A 21582-nucleotide genomic window follows, 5' to 3' on the forward strand; every position below is an offset into this window, starting at 1 on the left:
TTTATTCAGCCTCATCTTTTGGCGCTTCTAACACCCCAATACCTAATTCAACCAACTGAGTCGGATTCGCTTCACCGGGTGCATTGGTTAACGGACAGGCCGCCGTCGTGGTTTTTGGAAAAGCCATCACATCACGAATAGAGCTGGCACCTGTCATCAACATGACAATGCGGTCAAGTCCAAAAGCCAGACCCGCATGAGGAGGCGTACCGTAACGCAATGCTTCCAATAAGAAACCAAACTTTTCATTAGCCTCTTGCTCTTCAATACCCAAAATACGGAAAACAGCCGCTTGCATATCTGCATTATGAATACGCACAGAACCGCCACCTAGCTCACACCCATTTAATACCATATCATAAGCATCAGAAATAGCCGCCGTTGGATTAGCTTCCAATTCTTCTGGCGTCATATTGCTCGGCGCCGTAAAAGGATGATGCATGGCATGTAAACCGCCATCAGAAGTGCGTTCAAACATCGGGAAATCAACCACCCAAAGTGGACGCCAGTCCCCTTCAAGTAACTCAAAATCCTCGCCCGCTTTCAAGCGTAATGCGCCCATGGCTTCTGCCACCACATTGGCTTTATCGGCACCAAATAAAATAATATCGCCGGTTTGCGCATCGGTGCGATCCAATATGCCATTGACCACATCTTCTGTTAAGAATTTAAGCACTGGCGATTGAATACCTTCCATGCCTTTATTCAAATCATTCACCTTCATCCATGCAAGGCCTTTCGCCCCATAGATGGTGACGTATTTAGCATAGTCATCTAACTGCTTACGTGATAACTTCGCGCCACCTGGAATACGCAGCACCGCCACTCGACCATCAACATCGTTAGCAGGGCCTTTAAAGACGGCAAATTCAACCTCTTTAACCAAATCTGCCACATCAACAAGTTCAAGCGGGTTACGCAAATCAGGCTTATCTGAACCAAAACGGCGCATGGCCTCTTCAAAGGTCATTTTAGGGAATTCACCTAAATCGACATTTAACAGCTCTTTAAAGAGTCCGCGTGTCATGGCCTCCGTTTGTGCCATCACTTGCGTTGAGCTCATGAACGAGGTTTCAATATCGATTTGCGTAAATTCAGGTTGACGATCGGCACGTAAATCTTCATCACGGAAACACTTTACAATTTGATAATAACGATCAAAACCCGACATCATCAATAATTGCTTAAACAATTGAGGTGATTGTGGTAGCGCGAAAAATTGCCCTTTATAGGTTCTACTTGGCACGAGATAATCACGTGCCCCTTCAGGCGTCGCCTTGGTTAAAATAGGGGTTTCGATGTCTAAGAAGCCATTACCGTCTAAAAAGCGACGGACGCTACTGGTGACTTTAGAGCGAAAGATGATCCGTTCAGCCATTTCGGGGCGGCGAAGGTCTAAATAACGGTACTTAAGACGTTGCTCTTCGGTGTTGTGCTGATTTTTATCCATATTGATGGGCAAGGCAGGTGCACTATTGAGTATGGTGAGCCCTTTGCCGAGTACTTCAATCTCGCCGGTACGCATGTCTTTATTCACTTGGCTATCAGGACGAGCACGTACCAGACCAGTCACTTGTACACAAAACTCACTGCGCAGTGAGCTGGCGACATCAAAGACCTCAGGCAAATCAGGATCGTAGACAACCTGCACTATACCTTCTCTATCTCGCAAATCTAAAAATACCACACCACCGAGATCGCGGCTTCGATTGACCCAACCGACTAACGTTACTTCCTGTCCAACGTGAGACGCATTGACGTCCCCACAATATTGACTGCGCATTTCATTCCTTCCTTTAAATCCGCAAACTAGTGCTTGAGGAATATTCAAAATAAGACAAAAGCGGCATTATAATAAAATATCGCCCACTTCGAAACCATTCATCTCTCAGTCGGTGAACTATCAACCAACTTTTTCACATTTATTCTGCCCAAATAAAAGAGCACGTTAAAAACAGCGCACACTTTCAAACATAGCGCCACCTTTACGTTTGATTTTTTCCATAGCGAACTAACCAAATTAATACCAATAAACTGACCAAAACAAGTGACATAACCACAATCAAATCAAGCCAGGTTTTTTGATGGACGCCTTTGACAGGCAAGGAGGATTTCACCCATTTATCTTGGATTTTCCTTTGAACTGAGGCATCCATACTTGAAAGCACTTTATTGATGAGTGGCGGTAATAATGCATGCTTTGGGTGAATACCAATATGGCTACGTTGCTGGGATAAATCCACTAAAAGCGCCAATTTTAATGTATGGCTTCGACGTTGTTTAAGCCTGATCCCAAGATTAACCAACTTATCAATAAACACATCGGCATTCCCCTTTGTCATCGCATCGATCCCCGCATCAATATCAGACACAAGAACCAGCTGCAAAGTCGGATGTTCTCTGATAAATGTGGGCACTAAATGATAACCTTCAACAACAGCGACTCTTAGCCCTGATAAATCTTCAAGATGAAAAAAATTAACGGCATCTAAGTGCGTCAACACGCCCCATGAAGATGGCCAATAAGATTGACTAAAAAGCAGTTGATGTTGACGCTCAGGAATATTGGCCACACTGCCCGCCATATCCACTTCGCCTTGATATAGCGCCGTGAGTAATTCATTCCAATGCTCAAAAGCAACTGGCTCAATGGTTAAACCAAGATCTGTCGAAATTCGAGCGAACACATCACTATTAATCCCAGAAAACTCACCCTGATTATTGGTAAACTCCATGGGCTTCCAATTGGCCAAGTAACCGATTTTTAATCGCTTTAGCTGTGTCAAATAAGCCTTTTCACTTGCATTAATTAACCCCCTTTGAGACGTTGAATTCAGTGTATAATCCTGTTTATCTACAATCCAACGTCGCTCGATATCGGCTAGCTTTTCTGCTGAAAGCAGAGGTAATTGCAATAAATGATTGTCCTTAGCATTTATTCCCTTAGCAGCTGTTATCAACCCAATACCAACATTAAACGTCAATGATGGGTCCTGATAAAACCTGTCCCATTTTTGCGCTAATAGCAGATAATGCTGTGTTAAAGCACTCGGGGCGATAAAACCAATAACATCATTATTTTCAGTGGCTTTAATCATAGCCTTCATATCATCCATGTAAACAATATTCACATCAGACAAACCTTTATGAGTCACATTAACCGACTCAAAATCACGACTCATCGCCACAGACTGACCCGCTAAAAGCGATAAATCGGTCATTGGAAACTGACTAAATAAACGCATTTTCATCTGATAAACACTTTGTTGCTTATTAAAAGTGGGCTGACTCATACCATTATTGAAGTAAGCTAATATTCCATCTAGCCGCCCAGCGTTCAACGCCTTAACATTGGCTTGATGTTCATCAAACACAAAATCCACTTTCACACCCGACTGTTGTGACCAAGCGTGCCAAATATCAACCAATAATCCATGAGCAAGTCCATCAATACCAATACTGGCATAAGGCGCAAACGCCAATGGAAGCCCTAAAGTCAAATGAGCCTGACCTTGCCCTTTACCTAACCATTTTTGCGTCAATAATGCTGTGGCCATATTGTTCGTATAAAGTTGACTCACCTTTTCGATAAGCGGCAACTGACTTGACAACGCCCAAGGATGAAACAGTGACTGCTTTAACAGCAAGAGGTGGTAACTTTGTAACCCCTTTGTCACTTGCCGCTCTGCTTGATGACTAGCTAATAGCCCCTCCGTTGCCGCAATGATATAAACTTGACTCTTTTCAGCGCCAAGCAGCAACGCATTTCTGTCCGCATAATAATGTAACCGTAAAAAAGTAAAATCCGTTTCCAAAACGCTTGCAGCTGAACTTCCCCTTACCACACCAATTGTAAATGCCGATAATGTCTTAATATCATTAGGTACCGATAAGGCTTGGTGCAAGTACAAATAATGGTTCACACTGGTTAACGCCGCTAGTGCTGCAAATTGACTATCAATAGGCTTATTTGATTTAACAACCCCAATATGTAAATCGATTTTTTTATCCATGAGTGATTGTTTAACTTCATTATTTTCAAGTGCAGTAAACTGGATCTGCGTTTGTGTTTCTTTAGCCCATAAGCGCCAACGATCAACTAATAAACCCGCAGGTTTCCCCATCTCATCGATAAATTGCAGTGGGTAAGCCTGTCCATCCATACCTAAAATCAGATCTTTATCCCTTCCCTCTTCATCAGCGATAACAAAGGAGGCCAGACTATAACTGCCTAAAATGAACATAAAATAAACGAGAATTTTCAATGATGATCCTAATGTTGATATACTGATGTGACAAAGATGTATCTAAAATGATATTAAACCGAATTTTTCTAAAGATTTCCAGTGCTAGTCAGCCGAGTAATTGCTATCATACAGCCAATAATGGGCTCTATTTTCACACTGTAAACGAAATGAATTCTTCTCAAGATACACTTTTTGCCACACCCTTAACCCAAGTCAGCGATTTTCAATTTGATAGTAAAGTGGTAGGCGTATTTAACGACATGATCCGTCGTTCCGTTCCAGGGTATGGGCAAATTATTAATTCAATTGGGGATTTAGCCCATAAATTTGTCACCCCAAACAGCCATGTCTATGACTTAGGTTGCTCATTAGGCGCTGCCACCTTAAGTGTGAGGCGACGCATTCAAGATAAACATTGTCGCATTATTGCCGTTGATAATAGTCAAGCAATGATTGAACGTTGCCAAGAAAATCTCGCCTCCTATGTCAGTCAAACCCCCGTTGATTTAATTTGTGGAGACATTAGGGACATTGACATTAATAATGCTTCATTAGTTATTTTGAATTTCACCATGCAATTTCTTGCGCCACATGATAGAGATCAATTAATCAAAAAGATTTATGATGGCCTTAATCCTGGGGGGATATTAATTTTGTCTGAAAAATTATATTTTGCACATGATGAAATCCAAAATACGCTTGATGAGCTACATCTCGATTTTAAACGTGCCAATGGCTACAGTGAACTTGAAATCAGTCAAAAACGCAGTTCTCTTGAAAATGTAATGAAGCCCGATACACTACAAGAACATGAACAACGCTTAAAATCACAAGGGTTTGAACATTTCAATATCTGGTTCCAATGTTTTAATTTTGCTTCTATGATCGCAATAAAATAAATGCCGTGTTAAATCGATAACAAATCAACACCGAATAATGACCCTTTCATGTGATACTACAAACATGATGCAACCATGGTGGCCAAAATTAGTGATTAGCTTTAGCTCATTTTACAAACAAATTGCCGACTCCAATTTACAACATTGGTTAGAAACGCTGCCGACTATTTTAGGGCAATGGCAACGGGAACATAAACATGGCACTTTACCCAAATGGGAAAAAGTCCTCAATAAATTACACTATCCCGCTCCTGATCTGATTGATTTTAAAAGTAGTGTTACCATAGGCTCAGGCAATCAGCTTTCATCTGGCGAGCAAGAGAAACTCAAAAACTTATTAAGCATTTTTAAACCTTGGCGAAAAGGCCCCTATTCCATACATGGCATAGACATTGATACTGAATGGCGTTCGGATTGGAAATGGGAACGACTACAAGCCCATATATCTCCCTTAGCCAATCGTACCGTTCTCGATGTCGGTTGCGGCAGTGGTTATCATATGTGGAGAATGTTAGGCGAAGGCGCTAAACATGTTGTAGGAATTGATCCTTCAACATTGTTTTTATGTCAATTCGAGGCCATTAAACGCCTTGCAGGTCAACATCAACCAATTCATTTGCTCCCCTTGGGCATAGAGTCGCTCCCACCATTGGATGCATTCGATACCGTTTTCTCCATGGGCGTGCTTTACCACAGACGTTCACCTATTGATCACCTAATACAACTTAGAGATCAATTACGCACAGGTGGAGAATTGGTCTTAGAGACTTTAGTCATTGATGGCGATGAAAATACTGTACTGGTTCCCGAAGATAGATACGGTAAAATGAACAATGTGTGGTTTCTCCCCTCTGTTGCCGCATTAATGTTATGGCTAAGAAAAAGTGACTTTATTGATATAAAATGCGTTAATATCGATGTAACGTCATTGGCAGAGCAACGGAGCACTGACTGGATGCCGAATGAATCGCTTGTTGATTATTTAGATCCCAATGATATTAACCTGACTGTGGAAGGTTATCCAGCACCTAAACGAGCGACAATTATTGCAACCAAAAACCAGCCAAATAAAGATCTTATCGAGTAATTGTGTTATGAGAAACTCTATGTTGAAGCGAATGACCTGTATAATTGCACTCTCTAGCCTAATGGCAGCATGTGCCACCAAAGACGCAGTAACCCCAACACCTAAACCTGTCGATGCTGAGGACCTTCAAACCAGTTTAGCCCAGCAAAGAGACACAATTTTAACGGGGATTTATCTCGGCAGCGCATCCCAACAAGCCAGTTTAGATGCCCTCAATGATCAATTAGCCTCATTACAAAATCAAGTCAAAACACTAAAAGCGGCATCGCATGCTCAAGCAGTCAAACCTGCCACGAAAGAGAGTCAACCGACAATGAATAAGAAGTGTCCGTCTCCCTTAGGTGATAAATTCATTTTAGGCGCCATTGAGCGTGTCTATGTCGATGAAGTCAAAGCCAGTTTCAATACCCGTATTGATACTGGCGCTGAGTCTTCTTCATTAGATTCACGTAATATCGTTTTATTTGAACGAGATGGCAATTCTTGGGTTCGTTTTGATGTTTTTGTCGATGGCCCCGATAAACCCGCAAAAACCTTTGAAGCAAAAGTCGTCCGCTTTGTGCGTATTAAACAAGACGCAGATGATGGCGCCGATCGCCGACCCGTTATCCTCGCCCACCTCAAAATTGGTGAATACGAAGCCCAAACGGAATTAAATTTAGTCAATCGAAGTCATCTGGATTACCCCTTACTGTTAGGCAGAAAATTCATGAAAGATATTGCCGTTGTTGATGTAGGAAAAACCTTTATTCATGGAAAGAAGGACCCAAACAATAACATTTCTAACAAATAGGGATACTCCGATGCATTCTAAGAAACCCTTCTATATTTTAGTTGCCTTCTTATTTATTTTAGGTGTTGCAGCCTGCGTGTATCGCAGTGTGGAACACCATGTCCCTTTTTTACCTGGTCAACAGGTACAAAGTTGGGCTGTCGATGCTAAAGTGAGCTTTCAAGGAACGGGAAAACCCGTCGAAGCGTCTTTTTCATTACCTCAAGATCCCGCATATGAAGTGCTAGTGGAAAATACCACCTCACCTGGATATGGCTTGAGTATCAGCAATAGCGATAATCGTGATAAACGCGCCATTTGGTCAAAGCGCTCTGCCACAGGACGACAAGATCTCTACTATAAAGTCACCCTGATCCCGACAGGCCAAACCAGAATTATGGCCACAAAAAAACCCGAGGCGCCGACCCCTTATATTTGGCCTGCAACAGAAAAAGCTGCCGCAGAACAAGTCACGCAGGAAGTCTGGGATCACAGTGCAACCAATTTGTCTTTTGCCCAGCAATTAAATAAAGAGTTTAATGCCGCAGAGCGCAGTCAAAATGTAGAGCTACTCCTATCAGGAAACTCTGCCACAAACTTATTTATTAATATCTTACATAACAAAGCAATACCAGCACGTGAAGTCAGCGGCCTGTATTTGCAAGATCAACGACGTCGACAAGAATTAATTAATTTTGTTGAAGTATACAATGAAGGTCAATGGTACTTGTTTAACCCAAATGACGGCACACAAGGACGCCCTGAAAACCTACTATTATGGGGGCAATCTGGCAAATCAGTATTAGATGTGATCGGCGGGACTAATTCACAAGTCAGCTTCTCGATGTTACAAGATACCCGCTCTGCACTTGCCACCTCTATCGATATTTTACGTAATAATGACGCATTAAGCTTTTCTCTTTACCAACTCCCCTTGGAAGAGCAAAGTTTATTCAAAGGCATATTACTTATCCCTATTGGTGTACTTATGGTGGTCTTTTTACGCGTACTGATTGGCATTAAAACCTCAGGCACCTTTATGCCCGTCTTAATTGCCTTGGCCTTTATTCAAACGACCTTATTCACTGGACTCGTTGGCTTCTTACTTATTGTGGCCTGTGGACTCATGATCCGAGCCTATTTATCCCAGCTAAACTTATTGCTCATATCACGCATATCGGCGGTGATTATTGTCGTCATAGGCATTATCGGTGTATTCACTCTCCTGTCTTATAAACTCGGTTTAAGTGAAGGATTAACGATCACCTTCTTTCCTATGATTATTTTGGCATGGACCATTGAGCGAATGTCTATTTTATGGGAAGAAGAAGGCCCTAAAGAAGTCGTCATCCAAGGGGGGGGCAGTTTACTTGTCGCAACATTGGCCTACCTTGCTATGAGTGCTAGCTGGGTACAACATTGGGTATTTAACTTCTTAGGGATCCACTTGATTGTCTTAGCCATAGTGTTGGTGATGGGACAATATACTGGGTATCGCCTACTTGAATTAAAACGTTTTAAACCCTTGGCAGGAGAATAACAATGATCTTCGCCCGGCCCCAAGCTTTACACCGCAACGGTGTACTGAGTATGAACAAACGTAATATCGACTATATTGGCCGTTATAATGAACGTAAATATTATAAACGAGTGGATGACAAGCTAAGTACAAAGCGATTAGCCCTAGCCAATGGCATTGCGGTGCCCGATTTGATCGGCACCATTTTTGTTCAGCACGCCATCAATGACATTCCCGCGATGGTCAGAGGACTGCCCGGTTTTGTGATTAAACCCGCTAAGGGCTCTGGTGGTAAGGGCATTTTGGTGATCACCAAAGTAGAAGGTGATCGCTATTTCAAACCCAATGGCGATGAAGTCTTACATGATGAATTATATCGTCATGTTTCTAATGTACTCAGTGGCTTGTTTTCATTAGGCGGCAATCCAGACGTTGCGCTTGTCGAAGGACTCATTCAATTTGATCCTGTTTTTGAAGGCTACTCTTATGAAGGTGTCCCCGATATTCGCTTGATTGTGTTCAAAGGGTTTCCAGTCATGGGCATGTTACGTTTATCCACAGCCGCTTCCGACGGCAAGGCAAACTTACACCAAGGCGCGGTGGGTGTCGGCATTGATATTGGGACTGGCAAAGGCTTGCATGCTGTGCAGTTTGATACACCTCTTAATCATCATCCAGATACACAAAAAAACCTCACCGCCATCGCCGTGCCTGAATGGGATACCTTATTACACACGGCATCTAAAGCCTATGAAATGTCTGGATTAGGCTACTTAGGCACCGACATGGTACTGGATAAACAACGTGGTCCCTTGTTACTGGAGCTCAATGCAAGGCCTGGATTGGCCATTCAAATTGCCAATAACCGCGGATTATTGGGTCCATTACAACATATTGAAAATCTTAGAAATGAACCCATGGCCGTTGAAGATCGCGTCGCTTATGCCAAAACACATTTTTGTTTTAAAGGGTAAACTGTTTTAAGGATAAAACCTTTACACTGCCCTTGTCTTTGGTTGTTTTCAATGATTCATTATTTCAGGATAATACAATGATGTTTGTTGGTATTAGAGCGATGCTGTTACTTATCAGTATCGGCTTCTCTTCTATGGCTTTTTCAGCAACAACGCCGTTATCACTCTTAGTTAAACAGTGCTTGCAACTGCCCCCTTTGTCGACGGGACTCATGAGCTTTCCTCTCGACTCAGCACAAGATGTCGATACCTTGGCCGAGCGTATGACTCAACTTGAACATCAATTGTTAAGTTTTTATAATATCAAAGACCGAGTCAATTATTATAAGCAATTTCCCATTCGCAATGATGACAAAGAAAGTTTATTAAATTGTCAGTTTTATTTAAGCGATAGTCTGCAACATTTTGTTTTGTCCGATGGCTTCACCGCGTTGCTCCCTCAATTATTAAATGCTTCTGATAACGAATTGGCACAATTAGGACAGCGATTATATCGACTACTCTATAATCAACAAGCGAGAGAAACAAAATCACAACTTCACACTGCTCAGGCCGCTTTTAAACAAGGATTAGCCTCCCAAGCATTATCATTGAATTTTAATGATAAACGTTGTCAACTCCCTCAAAGCGACAATGCAGCCTTACCCGATAAAATCAAAAGTTCATCGGCTTTTAATCAATCTATCGCGAGCTATCTATTAAAACAAACGGATCCAAATTGCCGAAAAACAATCTGGCAAGCCTACCAAGCTCGAACTATCGAACGTAATACACCTATCCTGAATACTATTGTCGATATTCAAAACGCATATGCCAAGAAAAAAGGCTTTAATGATTACGCCAGTTTACAAACCTCCACACAAATGTTGTATTCTCCTGAATTGGTTAACGCCTTTTTGGACAGTCAAACCCACTCGATAAACATTTCCCCATGGAACATAGGGATGGCACTAAAAAAAGCGAAAAAATCGCCTTTCACCGCCTTGAGTAGCAATGATTTCTTAACACAAATATACCAAGCGCTCATGCCCTACGGCATTCGCGTTGAAGCCATCACGCCACATATTCACCGGGTTTGGCTTAATGGGCGATTATTAGGTGAATTGTTTATTTCATCTGCCAATCAATTTGCCTATCAACCCATACGACATTTAGTGGTTGGACAACAATTTGGACAAATTGAACTCAAAGTAAAAAAGACAGTCTCTAGCTATCATGCTGCCCAAAAAATCATCCAAGTCGTGGCTATGGCAATTAACGATTTCAGTCAAGGGAGCCATTATTATTTTAATAATACCTTAGGTGAAACCCATGACAGTGCCAATATAGGCCAATATTGGCTAACGTACGCATTAACACAGTCCCTAATTGGGAAGCCTTTAGCTGGCAGCCGTGATGCTATCCTTCAGGCTTATAGCAAACAACTAGCCGTTTTTAGGGCTAAGGTAGCATTAAGTACCTACCAAAATAACCCGCAAACGAAAGTGAATTATCTCAGCCAAGCCTTTGTGAACGCATTCGGTGACACTTGGCCACAAGTCAACAATTACCCCGTAAGCTTCAGTGCTATTGCTGATGAAGGACCCTTATATTATCATTCACTATGGCAATCAAGCCTTGGGCAATATCTCTATCACTCATTCCAAAGCTGTTACGCTCCAAAAACGCTTTTTAATGCTTTAGTGACGAATGAAATGGGCGTCAAACTTACTGATAGGTTGTCACATTTACTCAATATGCCAATCACGCCCTATGGCCTCATTCAAAAAATGCAGCAAAATAGTCCTCTCGCCTGTTCAAGAAGACGATCTACACATTGAAACGGAAATACAAAGAGACCTTTTACTATGGATAGAGCAAAGTCAACATTAGAGCAATGGCGTATTTTACAAGCCGTGGTCGATTTTGGCGGTTACGCCCAAGCTGCAGAGCAACTGAATAAGAGTCAGTCGTCTTTAAATCATGCTGTGGGAAAATTACAACAACAACTCGGAGTGGCACTGCTTGAAGTTCAAGGACGTAAAGCGCAGTTAACCCCCAATGGTGAAGTTTTACTGCGCCACTCACGCACAATAACGCAATCGGTAAATCATCTCGAAAATTTAGCCAGTAACCTACAACAAGGCTGGGAGCCAGAGCTCACAATAGCGCGAGAAATTATTTATCCTATGGATAGCTTAATCGGTGCTTTAGATGCTTTTTTACCGCAAAGTCAAGGCACGCGTGTAACGATACTTGACTCTGTGATCACAGGCACAAAAGAACACATTAACAATCAATCGGTAGACATCGCTATCTCTGGCGGTACCCCACCAAAAGGTTATCTTGCCGAACCTTTATGCGACATATTTTTCTTATTGGTTTGCCACCCAAGCCACCCTTTAGCAGCAAGGGAGAATATTGAAAATGACAAAATACTCACTCAGCACTTACAAATTGTCATTAAAGACACCGCACGTCATGAAACCTCCGATCTCGGCTGGCTTAAAGCAGAACAGCGCTGGACAGTGTCGAACTTTCATGAAGCCATAAAAATTTTAAAAAAAGGCATTGGCTTTTGTTGGATCCCCTCGCATCTTATTGCATCTGAGCTAACAAGCGGTGAGCTCAGTCAACTCATCATCAAAGGCAATACTCAACGAAAAGCCATGCTCAGTTTAGTGATCCCCAATCGAGATTTACAAGGCCCGGCTTCAAAGCTGCTTGAGTCGTTAATTTTAAAGCAGCACCAATAATCAAAGTGCCTTTACAAAACAGATCCGCTCTAATTCAGGATGAGCATACTCATCCACCCGCTCAATATCATAACCATTACGGATCAGCATGCACAACATCCCCGAGAAGCGATTCATTGATTTCACTCTCACCCGTTTATAATCATGTGCTTTAAGCCACTTTTCTTGAGCTTTCAGCATATCTTTAGCGCAACTTGCTTTTCGGTATTTGGGCACCACACCGCCTAACCAGCTATAGAACTCACTGTCATTGAGAGGATAGCCCATTTTAAAACCAATTAATTCACCCACTTTTTCTGTGACTAAAATAAGCGAGCCTTCGATCAATTTCGACTGCATTTCTGTTTCGCTTGCATAGCGTTCAAATTCAGGAATGTTATCAAAAACACTCATTGCTTCTTCAAATGTGCCTTCTCTTATCATAGGGCTTCCAACATTTTAATGAGACAAAAAATAACTCATTATTATACAGTTAAAGACAAATTTGGAACAGACTCTAGAGCCTGTTGATTTTTCATGGTTAGATTATGTCCAAGATAAACCTGTTTTAATCGCGGCGGGAAGGATGACACCTAGCGATCTAAGCTCCCCTTTATTTAATAAAGAGGTCTACAATAAAGAGTAAAACACGCTTAGCCGAATCGCGTATAATAAACATCCACCACCTGATTGTCATTCACAAAACATGGTTGATTTTCATCCCTCGACTATTCTTCAAATAGCTAACAATAATCGAGATCTGTCATGAAAATTCATCAATTCCACTATAGATTGCTGATCACCATTGCGATGTTTTACATGCTCTGCGTTATTTCAAGTGACTTACTCACCTATAAAATCATCGAACTTGGCAATATTAATGGTTCTGCATCCTTAATTGTATTTCCGGTTATTTATTTAATCAGCGACATGATCAATGAAGTGTACGGCAAGCAACTGGCTAAATTTTTATTATTTTGCTCACTGTTTATGGAGTTTATTTTTGATGTTGTACTCAGCCAAATTATTTATTTGCCTTCCCCCACTAGCTTCAAAATGCAGCCTGCCTATGAAGCAATACTGGGACCGTTACCGCATATTTATTGGGGGCTCATCATTGCATTGACCATTAGCTCATTAATTAATATCAGTATAATGGCTTGGTGGAAAAACAAATGGAATCATCGCCACTACGTACTTCGTAGTTTCTGCTCAACCATTATTGGTGTCTTTTTCTTTACGGTTATAGGCTACAGCATCTGGTTTTATGACATTAAAACCCTTCCCGAAATGATTGAGCTCATTAGTGTGTCCTTTTTTTCGAAAATAGTGATCACAGCCATTATGATCTGGCCATCTGCACAAATCGTAAAATACATTCAACAGAAATCACTGTTATAAACACTGTACCCACTCTCCTCTGTTTCTATAAAAATTGCAGCGCCGCTTCCGCTTTGCGATGAAGCACTTCAATATTTTTAACTAGTTAATACTGATAAAAATAAACTGCACAAAAGCCACAGTATAATCACCTGAATACAAACGCATTTACAAACAATAATAATTTGCATTACAAGCTCATAAAAAATAAAATACATACAATCAATTTCAAAACAAAAAATGACTACTGACTCATTGGGATTAAGATGAAAAAAACCATACTTGCTAGTGCACTCGCAACGTTATTGTCTACACCCATCGCATTTGCAGCGGAAGACACGGCAGAATTAAGAAAAATCATTGAACAACAACAGCAAGTGCTCGATGAACTTGAGCGACGTTTAAATGAAACAGAAAAAAGAGTGGAAAGAACTGCTGATGTCGTTGACGAAAGTGTTGGCAGTAAAAGTGCAACCACCATAGGAGGATATGGTGAGTTACATTATAACAATATTAAAAATAATCAAACTAACACGCGCAAGGAAGAAATAGACTTCCATCGCTTTGTTCTATTCTTTGGTCATGAATTCACTGAAAATACTCGCTTTTTCTCTGAGGTCGAACTGGAACACTCCATCTCAGGTGATGGACAAAACGGAGAGGTAGAACTAGAACAAGCTTATGTCGAACATGATTTTAATCAAATGTTTACAGGTAAAGCAGGTCTGTTTCTGATGCCAGTGGGCATTTTGAACGAAGTCCATGAGCCTGCAACTTTCTACGGTGTGGAGCGTAATCCAGTTGAAAAAAATATCATCCCTACCACTTGGTGGGAAGGCGGTTTAGCCCTCAATATTTTAGCCATGCCAGGCCTGTCTGTCGATACAGCGATTACCAGTGGACTTAATGTGCCCACAACGGGCGATAATGCCTATAATATTCGCAGTGGCCGCCAAAAAGTCTCCGAAGCAATTGCCTCTGATTTCGCTTATACTGCGCGCATTAAATACACCGCCATTCCAGGTTTAGAGCTAGCAGCAACAGCGCAATATCAAAGTGACATCACTCAAGGCGCAGCCGGCGTTGACTCCGCTCAAGCCATGTTACTAACAGGGCATGTGATTTACACTATTCAAAAATTTACTCTGAAAGCCCTCATTGCCAACTGGAACATAGACAGCAATGAAGCTGAAGCGCTAGGGAAAGATAAACAAGACGGTTATTATATTGAACCATCATACCGCTTTAATGAGAGTTTTGGTGTATTCGCACGTTATAATGAATATGATACTCAAGCAGGCAATAATGATGATACCTCAATAACACAAACAAATATTGGTATCAACTACTGGCTACATGAGAATGTGGTCTTTAAAGCAGACTACGAAAATCAAGGTGGGGCCAATGATGCTGATGGATTTAATTTAGGCGTTGGATATCAATTTTAATCGATATTAGCAGATAACATGCAATGCCAACCAGAGGTGCTAAACTGGTTGGCTTAAGTCTTTAATATAACCTAATCACGACCGTTTAAGGATGTTGATCAAACATGAAGTTTACTCCTTTATTGTCTCTTTTTATTATCCTCTTCTATAGTACAGTAAGTTTAGCAAAAGGCACTTATCAGACGCCAGAGTCTTTCATTAGCCAAGCGTTACAAACCCCAAAAGCAAAAGCGAAAATCTTTTGGCTTGATGATGATGCCCAAAAAGTAATCGAAAATATTTTGGCTCATAAGTTTAACAAAATGCGGATCCGCTATTGGCAAAAAAATAATGAAACTGTTTGGGTGTTAAATGAAATTGGCAAAGAGTCCCCCATTACGGTAGGCATACATGTCAAAAATAAGCAGATAGTGCAAACAAAAGTCCTCATTTACCGTGAAAGCCGAGGCGATGAAGTCAGGCATACTTTTTTTACCGACCAATTTAAATCCGCCATGCTTAATAATGATCTCACTCTCGATAAACATATCGATGGTATAACTGGCGCAACACTCTCGGTAAGGGCATTAACGAAACTATCCCGTATTGCACTCTGGCTTGATGCTAGAATACAAAGTAAAGGCTAACAGTGTTCAATACAAGGCTCAGCGTTTACACTCTTGTCCGATAAAATAACAAACCAATACTCAATATCAACATGACAAAAAAATATCATCGAATGAAACACCATAAAATGCGTAAACATGCCAATAAACAATTTCGTTTTTGGCACCGAAAACTGGGTATATTCAGTGTGATATTTGTTATTTTACTTTCAATAACAGGAATATTAATTAACCACAGTCACCCGTTGTCTTTAGACTCACGTAAAGTCACCTTCACTTGGTTATTGGATAATTATGGGATTAAAGCCCCCTCTAAAATTGATATCTATCAAGCCAAGCCACTGCTCGCTAGCTCAGATAACCTGATTTGGATTAAACAGTTTGCTCCTATTGAAGCCGAACAGCCTATTTCAGCAATCACCTCCTTTAATCACCTTTATGTGGCCATCACACCATCAACACTTTATCTTATTTCCCCACAAGGCCAACTGCTAGAACAACAAGATAGTAGCCTAGGTTTGCCACAACAAATTGAAGCAATAGGCCAAGATGGGCAGCTTTGGCTTAAAACGGCTAACGGTTATTTTTTCAGTAATGACGATCTCATCGATTGGACGCCAGCGTCCCCCTTGAAAGCCATTGGATGGGTTAAACCTCTGCCGACCTTTAAAGTGCCGAATGCATTAGCAAAAGTATCACTTAACGCAAGGAGTCACAGTTTAAGCTGGGAACGTGTACTTCTGGATGTGCATAGCGGTCGGTTTTTTGGTCCCTTAGGCCCTTGGTTCATGGATCTGGTTGCCCTTGCTTTGATTATCATGTCACTTACTGGCATTTACCTTTGGCAAAAAACTAAAAAAACAAAAAAACACCATTATTCTTAATTTTATTCGCTCATATGAAAATACGCTTCTATGCTCAAAAGACCATAACAAGCTCATATCAACAATATGAATATTTTAATCCTCGGTGGTACAGGTGGGATCGGCACAGGCTTAATAAAACATTTTCTTAAGGATCCTGCCTTAAAGACACTTTATGCCACTTTCCATACCCAGTCTCCACCACTTAAAGCCCCGCGATTACATTGGTATCAAGTCGATATCACACAAGAAAAACAAATAGCCAAACTCGCCCAATCCATTGCACCTTTAACCATCCTGATCAATGCCATTGGGATATTACACACTGAAGGTAATCGACCTGAAAAATCGATCAAACAATTCGACAGTGAGTTTTTCACCTATAATATGCATATTAATGTATTGCCCAGCATATATTTAGCTAAATATTTTGCAAAACACTTAGCTTCCTCCAAAGCCACTTACTTTATTTCTTTATCAGCAAGAATAGGCAGTATTGAAGATAACCAATTAGGAGGTTGGATCAGTTATCGAAGTTCAAAAGCTGCCCTCAATATGGCCCTTAAAACCATCAGTATAGAATGGCGCCACCAGCTGCCACGCTGCATTGTCATCGCCTTTCATCCAGGTACAACCGAAAGTCTATTATCTCAGCCTTTTCAAAAAAATGTACCCAATGATAAACTCTTTTCACCCGAATATGTCGCTCAATGCCTCACAGATATCATTAAGCAAGTCGGCCCAACTGACTCTGGTTGCTTTTTCAGTTACGATGGAAAAACAATTCCTTGGTAACCCAAACACACTTCAATCCAACCTATTTCCCTCCCGCTACATCAATAAAGGATCCCGTCACGTAACTTGCTTCATCACTGAGCAACCAAGCAATGGCATGAGCCACTTCATCGGACGTCCCTCCACGCTTAAGGGGGATCTGAGGTGCAAGCCGTGTCACTCGCTCTGGCTCACCGCCATCGGCGTGCATTTGTGTATGAATAAAACCGGGTCTGACACTGTTCACTCGAATGCCAAGCTCTGCCACTTCAAGCGATAATCCTTTCGTTAGCGTATCCATAGCCCCTTTAGATGCGGCATAGTCAATATACTCAAACGGCGCGCCGCTTCTTGCTGCCGCTGAAGACACATTCACTATGGCACCACCAGCATCAATGCGCTTAATGAATGCTTTGGAGCACAGAAAACAGCTGGTCACATTCGTTTGCATCATCTGATTAAAACGCGCGACATCAAGATCCACTAATCGTGATTGTGGTAATAGCATACCCGCGTTGTTCACTAAATGAGTCACTTTTCCCAAATGATGTTCAACTTCATAAAATAATTGCGTCACATCGCTTTCAAGGGACACATCAGCTTGCACTGCAATCGCAATCTCACCTGTTTGACGTATTTGACTCACTAACTTATCGGCACAAGATTGGTTCGTACGGTAATTGACACAAACGGCGTAACCTTGAGACGCCAATAACCGTGCCGTTGCCGCACCAATGCCCCGCCCAGCGCCCGTTACTATGACCACTTTATTCTGTTTCATCATTGACTCTAGCTTGATTTATTTTCCAATTAACTTAATAAATAAAACACAATAAATCAATAATATTCAGTTGGTTAATAAAAACGATTCAAAAGAATTAAAAGGCGTAACCAAACGTCACGAGATAATGCCACACTTTCTTCAAGTCCTGGGGAGCATATTGGCACCGCTCACCAATGAAACTAGGTGTGTTCACCGTAACCACCGTATTGGCTTTTAAAGGTGATCTCGTTCAACGCATATTTTATCAATATTGCGGCACCGGCACCTAAACTGCCATGACCACATAAACTAATTTCCCTTTCCAACGAAAACCAACGAATATGAAATTCACCGTTGGACTCGATGACAAAAGAGGTCACAGGCTGAGCTATCTTTCGAGCCCATTGAAGTAATGCGTTGTCACTCAACCACTCATCAAGCACCACAACCCCACAAGGATTGCCTAATGCTGACTCGCCAGTAAAAACATCGTAAATCGTCATTTTGATAAACTGCCTTTCTATATTGACCTTTCCTCCCAGCTAAAAGGGTGAAAGTCATTGGCTGAAACACAACTAATAGGCTGTATTGATTATTAACTTTTTATATGAATTTAGGATTTTTGTTTATTGGCTCAATTATCGATTATTTTATCAGCAGCTAAAAGCGCGATAGCCATAACTGGCGTATTGATGTTCCCAGAAGGCGCTAAAGGAAAAACAGAGGCATCCACAACATGTAAGTTTTCTGTACCAATAACCACAAAGTTACTATCGATAACAGCAAAGGGGTCATTTTTAACCCCAACCTTAGATGTGCCCACAGGATGATGCTTAGATTCAATATTGCCACGCACGAAATCCACGATCTCTTGTTCTGTTGCCGAAGGACTGATGCTAATCGGTGAATAGATATTTTTTTGAACTAAATCATCAAAAAATGGCAGCAAATAGTCTTTTAACCCTATGACTAGAGTGTCTAAATCTTCTTGTGTAGATAGCACGTTAGGATCAATTAAAGGATAATCTTCTGGGTTGGCACTCGCCAAGCGAACTTCTCCGACGCTGGTTGCCTTAAGCGGTACAACACTGCCATAACCTCCCGATATTTCAAACTGGTAAGTCGTCGCCTTTTTCTTTTCTGGGCCAAAAAGATTGAGGCTTGGCTGATTGAATAAAAAAGGCGCCTTAACATCAAGATTTTCATGTTTCCAAAAAGTAGACACTCCATAATGATCTCGAAGATTCTTACCGACTCCCTTCAATTCATTGTGAACTGGAATACCAAGCGCTTCTAATTCATCCCTAGGGCCTATTCCACTCAGTAGAAGGATCTTCGGAGACTGGTAGGCACCAGCAGAAATAATCACACCTTTATTCGCTGTAAAATCTGTTTGGATATTGCTTCGTGTATTCAATGCACTGACCCCCACAGCTCTTGATGGGTCATTGATATCGAAGTTAACGTGATCGACTCGATGGAACGTTAAGGACACAAGATTGACTTTATTTTTACCCAGTAATGGACGTACAAAGGCATCATAAGAAGTGCTCCGTATTCCCCCCAGCTCCCCTTCCTGCCCTGTCCACACGGTTGGGCATATTCCATTTTGCAGTCCTTGAGTACAATCGTTAATATACTTAAAACCAAGCACAGCTTTGGCAGATTGAATATGGGATGGTGCTCCCACCTGCTCCTTGGCATAGGTAACGGTTTTCAGTTTACCTTTAAGTTGTTCTATATATTTAGATATCGAATGCCATGACCAATCAGGATCACCTATCTCATCAGCTATATCGTTAAAATCATCTCGATGACCAGTAACAAAAGCAGTGGCATTAATGGAATGTGAACCACCCAATGTTTTTCCTTGTGGAAGAGCAAACGACACAGGGCCTGTGCCATCAGCGAAAATTTGATCCTCAGTAACAAAATGCCAATTCATAAACCCATAAGAAAAACGATTGAAAGCGACATTGTAGTATTGTTTCATATCTTTAATTGCGGGTTCAGAGTCATCCCCCCCCGCCTCTAATAAAAGCACACTTTCTCCAGCTTTAGCCAATTTTGCAGCGACAATGCTTCCTGCCGATCCCGCTCCAACAACGATATAGTTATACCCCTTTTTATGACTATCATATTTCGCATAGGCAGCCGTGCTGCTTGTAATGGTAAAAATAAAAATAAACATAAAATTTTTCATTCATAATCCCTTATTGTTTATGATTTATCGTTGATTACTTATATCGTTGATTACTTATAATCAGTGCAGTGTTATTAAATGACCGTTTTTTAGGGTAATATCCTAGCCCAACTTTAAATGAACAATCTTTAGCGCCCGTAGTGGAAATTCATACATTTCATTTTAAGTTCCATTCCCGCACGCTAAATCTTGAAATGGAAAACGCTAAAATAACTCAAAACAATTCAAGCCAGCCATTATTCATCTCTAAGCAAAAAATGAGTAAGAAAAATAGGATTCTAGCTTGTCTCTTTACCACATCAGGGTTGCGATCAGAGTTGCGGCTGCACGCGGCCTATCCTTATTTATTAGAGCGCATTGCAGACTAATGCTTGTGTATGAGTGCGTAAATAGCTTATAGTTTTAATGAGTTCTTTGCAAAACCCAACACGCAGAGTGTAGATTTAGTCGCATAACCTTTACCACCTTGGTGAGTCGCTAAGCGATAGTTAAGAGGCAATAAAGTAATTGGCTAAAATTACAAAAAGCTAACTGTATTTTATCCAGACTATCGAAGATGACTATTAGCAATATAAAATCGATAATAACCAATTAAGTTACTGCTAATAAATAGGGCTTCCATTAATACCGCAGTCGGAGACTGCGCAAGTGCATTATGAATGAGCCAAAAACTGGTACCTATTATCATCCAAAGACGTAATGCTTTGTCTTGTTGACAAAAAGCCGCTTTAGTTTGTAAACAAGATCCGATGCAACTCAGTATGCTTAAGGGCCCCGTAAAAGTAATAGCAGAGACTAATACAGCCGTTGCCATGAACACATGCTGTAGCTTTTTGTTTTGAGTAAAAATACTGGTCAGATAACGGCTCACTGCTAACAGCATTAAGGATGCAGCAGTCCATTGCGACAATAAAAAAAAGTGCGCAGAGATAAATAACCCCGCAATCACTAAACAACTTAAAATATACTTTCGTGATTGACATTGAAATGAAAGTAGATCGAAGAGAATCGCGATGACAACGAGGAACTGTGACAGCATGAAAGTAGATATATCAAACATCGTTATCAATTCTCACTTTTTTAAGTACATAATAAATCTATAATAATGAGTTACTTCAAGAATAGTTGAAGATAACGCAGCAAGAATAGCGTCATACAAAATAGTCACAATGATACTTAAGTCTAGGTATTGCATGGCGACTTGCCAGTATGAAAGGACTTTTGAAACTTCAGCTTGCATCTAATCTATCCTTGGCTGCAATGGTGGTAGAGCGGGCCATTACTGACCCGACCCCACACAGATCCGGACGTGCGGAACTACCGCATCCGGCTCT

At 41.2% G+C, this 21582-nt stretch carries 20 protein-coding genes; 12 read left to right on the forward strand and 8 right to left on the reverse strand.

The genetic code is table 11. From position 1 onward, the window contains the following. Position 1: 1 nt before the first annotated feature. Entirely contained in the window at positions 2-1783 is a 1782-nt protein-coding gene (aspS, locus tag Q0779_RS10630; protein ID WP_298772413.1) for an aspartate--tRNA ligase, read from the reverse strand. A 202-nt stretch (positions 1784-1985) separates the two neighbouring features. Then, the gene (locus tag Q0779_RS10635) at positions 1986-4265 is read right to left on the reverse strand and encodes a transporter substrate-binding domain-containing protein (protein WP_298772415.1); all 2280 of its coding nucleotides are present in this window, start codon (positions 4263-4265) and stop codon (positions 1986-1988) included. Positions 4266-4414: 149 nt separating this feature from the next. On the opposite strand from Q0779_RS10635, the gene cmoA reads away from it, so the two are divergent. From cmoA to Q0779_RS10670, 7 genes are all read left to right on the forward strand, one after another. Then, positions 4415-5146: a carboxy-S-adenosyl-L-methionine synthase CmoA gene (gene cmoA / locus Q0779_RS10640; protein ID WP_298772416.1), complete on the forward strand. Its 732-nt coding sequence runs from the start codon at positions 4415-4417 to the stop codon at positions 5144-5146. 91 nt (positions 5147-5237) lie between these two features. Continuing rightward, complete coding sequence (cmoB, locus tag Q0779_RS10645; protein ID WP_298772454.1) at positions 5238-6233, forward strand: tRNA 5-methoxyuridine(34)/uridine 5-oxyacetic acid(34) synthase CmoB; 996 nt, start codon at positions 5238-5240, stop codon at positions 6231-6233. A 19-nt stretch (positions 6234-6252) separates the two neighbouring features. After that, entirely contained in the window at positions 6253-7026 is a 774-nt protein-coding gene (locus tag Q0779_RS10650) for an ATP-dependent zinc protease (RefSeq protein WP_298772418.1), read from the forward strand. A 10-nt stretch (positions 7027-7036) separates the two neighbouring features. After that, on the forward strand, positions 7037-8545 hold the full coding sequence (locus Q0779_RS10655) for an inactive transglutaminase family protein (RefSeq protein WP_298772420.1): 1509 nt from the start codon (positions 7037-7039) through the stop codon (positions 8543-8545). 2 nt (positions 8546-8547) lie between these two features. Then, positions 8548-9498, forward strand: a complete 951-nt coding sequence (locus tag Q0779_RS10660) for an alpha-L-glutamate ligase-like protein (RefSeq protein ID WP_298772424.1) — start codon at positions 8548-8550, stop codon at positions 9496-9498. 77 nt (positions 9499-9575) lie between these two features. After that, the gene (locus tag Q0779_RS10665) at positions 9576-11318 is read left to right on the forward strand and encodes a M3 family metallopeptidase (protein WP_298772426.1); all 1743 of its coding nucleotides are present in this window, start codon (positions 9576-9578) and stop codon (positions 11316-11318) included. A gap of 27 nt (positions 11319-11345) precedes the next feature. Then, positions 11346-12233, forward strand: a complete 888-nt coding sequence (locus Q0779_RS10670) for a LysR family transcriptional regulator (protein WP_298772428.1) — start codon at positions 11346-11348, stop codon at positions 12231-12233. Here Q0779_RS10670 and Q0779_RS10675 read toward each other — a convergent pair whose 3' ends face one another. Then, complete coding sequence (locus Q0779_RS10675) at positions 12234-12656, reverse strand: GNAT family N-acetyltransferase (protein WP_298772430.1); 423 nt, start codon at positions 12654-12656, stop codon at positions 12234-12236. It abuts the gene before it with no gap. 321 nt (positions 12657-12977) lie between these two features. Here Q0779_RS10675 and Q0779_RS10680 point away from each other — a divergent pair, with 321 nt between their 5' ends. The 5 genes from Q0779_RS10680 (at position 12978) to Q0779_RS10700 (ending at position 17303) form a co-directional block, all read left to right on the forward strand. After that, complete coding sequence (locus Q0779_RS10680; protein ID WP_298772432.1) at positions 12978-13613, forward strand: queuosine precursor transporter; 636 nt, start codon at positions 12978-12980, stop codon at positions 13611-13613. A 245-nt stretch (positions 13614-13858) separates the two neighbouring features. Next, complete coding sequence (locus Q0779_RS10685) at positions 13859-15040, forward strand: porin (RefSeq protein ID WP_298772434.1); 1182 nt, start codon at positions 13859-13861, stop codon at positions 15038-15040. Positions 15041-15144: 104 nt separating this feature from the next. Beyond that, positions 15145-15666: an FMN-binding protein gene (locus tag Q0779_RS10690; protein WP_298772436.1), complete on the forward strand. Its 522-nt coding sequence runs from the start codon at positions 15145-15147 to the stop codon at positions 15664-15666. A 92-nt stretch (positions 15667-15758) separates the two neighbouring features. Next, positions 15759-16529, forward strand: a complete 771-nt coding sequence (locus Q0779_RS10695) for a PepSY-associated TM helix domain-containing protein (RefSeq protein WP_298772438.1) — start codon at positions 15759-15761, stop codon at positions 16527-16529. 66 nt (positions 16530-16595) lie between these two features. Next, positions 16596-17303 carry an SDR family NAD(P)-dependent oxidoreductase gene (locus Q0779_RS10700; RefSeq protein ID WP_298772440.1) on the forward strand — a complete coding sequence of 236 codons (708 nt, stop codon included), beginning with the start codon at positions 16596-16598 and terminating at the stop codon, positions 17301-17303. 22 nt (positions 17304-17325) lie between these two features. Here Q0779_RS10700 and Q0779_RS10705 read toward each other — a convergent pair whose 3' ends face one another. The 5 genes from Q0779_RS10705 to Q0779_RS10725 form a co-directional block, all read right to left on the reverse strand. Then, positions 17326-18063, reverse strand: coding sequence for an SDR family oxidoreductase (locus tag Q0779_RS10705; protein WP_298772456.1), 738 nt, complete (start codon positions 18061-18063; stop codon positions 17326-17328). Positions 18064-18245: 182 nt separating this feature from the next. Continuing rightward, positions 18246-18548 carry a PhzF family phenazine biosynthesis protein gene (locus Q0779_RS10710; RefSeq protein ID WP_298772442.1) on the reverse strand — a complete coding sequence of 101 codons (303 nt, stop codon included), beginning with the start codon at positions 18546-18548 and terminating at the stop codon, positions 18246-18248. A gap of 131 nt (positions 18549-18679) precedes the next feature. Then, complete coding sequence (locus Q0779_RS10715) at positions 18680-20248, reverse strand: GMC family oxidoreductase (protein ID WP_298772444.1); 1569 nt, start codon at positions 20246-20248, stop codon at positions 18680-18682. Between the two features lie 547 nt (positions 20249-20795). Further along, positions 20796-21299, reverse strand: a complete 504-nt coding sequence (locus Q0779_RS10720) for a YgjV family protein (RefSeq protein WP_298772458.1) — start codon at positions 21297-21299, stop codon at positions 20796-20798. 21 nt (positions 21300-21320) lie between these two features. Continuing rightward, positions 21321-21488 (reverse strand): hypothetical protein, encoded by a 168-nt coding sequence (locus tag Q0779_RS10725; RefSeq protein WP_298772446.1) that lies wholly within the window; start codon positions 21486-21488, stop codon positions 21321-21323. Positions 21489-21582: the final 94 nt, after the last annotated feature.

This window comes from uncultured Shewanella sp. (assembly GCF_947491715.1).
Lineage (GTDB): Bacteria > Pseudomonadota > Gammaproteobacteria > Enterobacterales > Shewanellaceae > Shewanella.

Coding starts and splice junctions, on each gene's coding strand:
- aspS (WP_298772413.1), bottom strand. CDS start 1,783: ATGCGCAGTCAATATTGTGGGGACGTCAATGCGTCTCACGTTGGACAG.
- cmoA (WP_298772416.1), top strand. CDS start 4,415: ATGAATTCTTCTCAAGATACACTTTTTGCCACACCCTTAACCCAAGTC.
- Q0779_RS10650 (WP_298772418.1), top strand. CDS start 6,253: ATGTTGAAGCGAATGACCTGTATAATTGCACTCTCTAGCCTAATGGCA.
- Q0779_RS10655 (WP_298772420.1), top strand. CDS start 7,037: ATGCATTCTAAGAAACCCTTCTATATTTTAGTTGCCTTCTTATTTATT.
- Q0779_RS10660 (WP_298772424.1), top strand. CDS start 8,548: ATGATCTTCGCCCGGCCCCAAGCTTTACACCGCAACGGTGTACTGAGT.
- Q0779_RS10665 (WP_298772426.1), top strand. CDS start 9,576: ATGATGTTTGTTGGTATTAGAGCGATGCTGTTACTTATCAGTATCGGC.
- Q0779_RS10670 (WP_298772428.1), top strand. CDS start 11,346: ATGGATAGAGCAAAGTCAACATTAGAGCAATGGCGTATTTTACAAGCC.
- Q0779_RS10675 (WP_298772430.1), bottom strand. CDS start 12,656: ATGATAAGAGAAGGCACATTTGAAGAAGCAATGAGTGTTTTTGATAAC.
- Q0779_RS10680 (WP_298772432.1), top strand. CDS start 12,978: ATGAAAATTCATCAATTCCACTATAGATTGCTGATCACCATTGCGATG.
- Q0779_RS10685 (WP_298772434.1), top strand. CDS start 13,859: ATGAAAAAAACCATACTTGCTAGTGCACTCGCAACGTTATTGTCTACA.
- Q0779_RS10690 (WP_298772436.1), top strand. CDS start 15,145: ATGAAGTTTACTCCTTTATTGTCTCTTTTTATTATCCTCTTCTATAGT.
- Q0779_RS10695 (WP_298772438.1), top strand. CDS start 15,759: ATGAAACACCATAAAATGCGTAAACATGCCAATAAACAATTTCGTTTT.
- Q0779_RS10700 (WP_298772440.1), top strand. CDS start 16,596: ATGAATATTTTAATCCTCGGTGGTACAGGTGGGATCGGCACAGGCTTA.
- Q0779_RS10705 (WP_298772456.1), bottom strand. CDS start 18,063: ATGAAACAGAATAAAGTGGTCATAGTAACGGGCGCTGGGCGGGGCATT.
- Q0779_RS10710 (WP_298772442.1), bottom strand. CDS start 18,548: ATGACGATTTACGATGTTTTTACTGGCGAGTCAGCATTAGGCAATCCT.
- Q0779_RS10715 (WP_298772444.1), bottom strand. CDS start 20,248: ATGAAAAATTTTATGTTTATTTTTATTTTTACCATTACAAGCAGCACG.
- Q0779_RS10725 (WP_298772446.1), bottom strand. CDS start 21,488: ATGCAAGCTGAAGTTTCAAAAGTCCTTTCATACTGGCAAGTCGCCATG.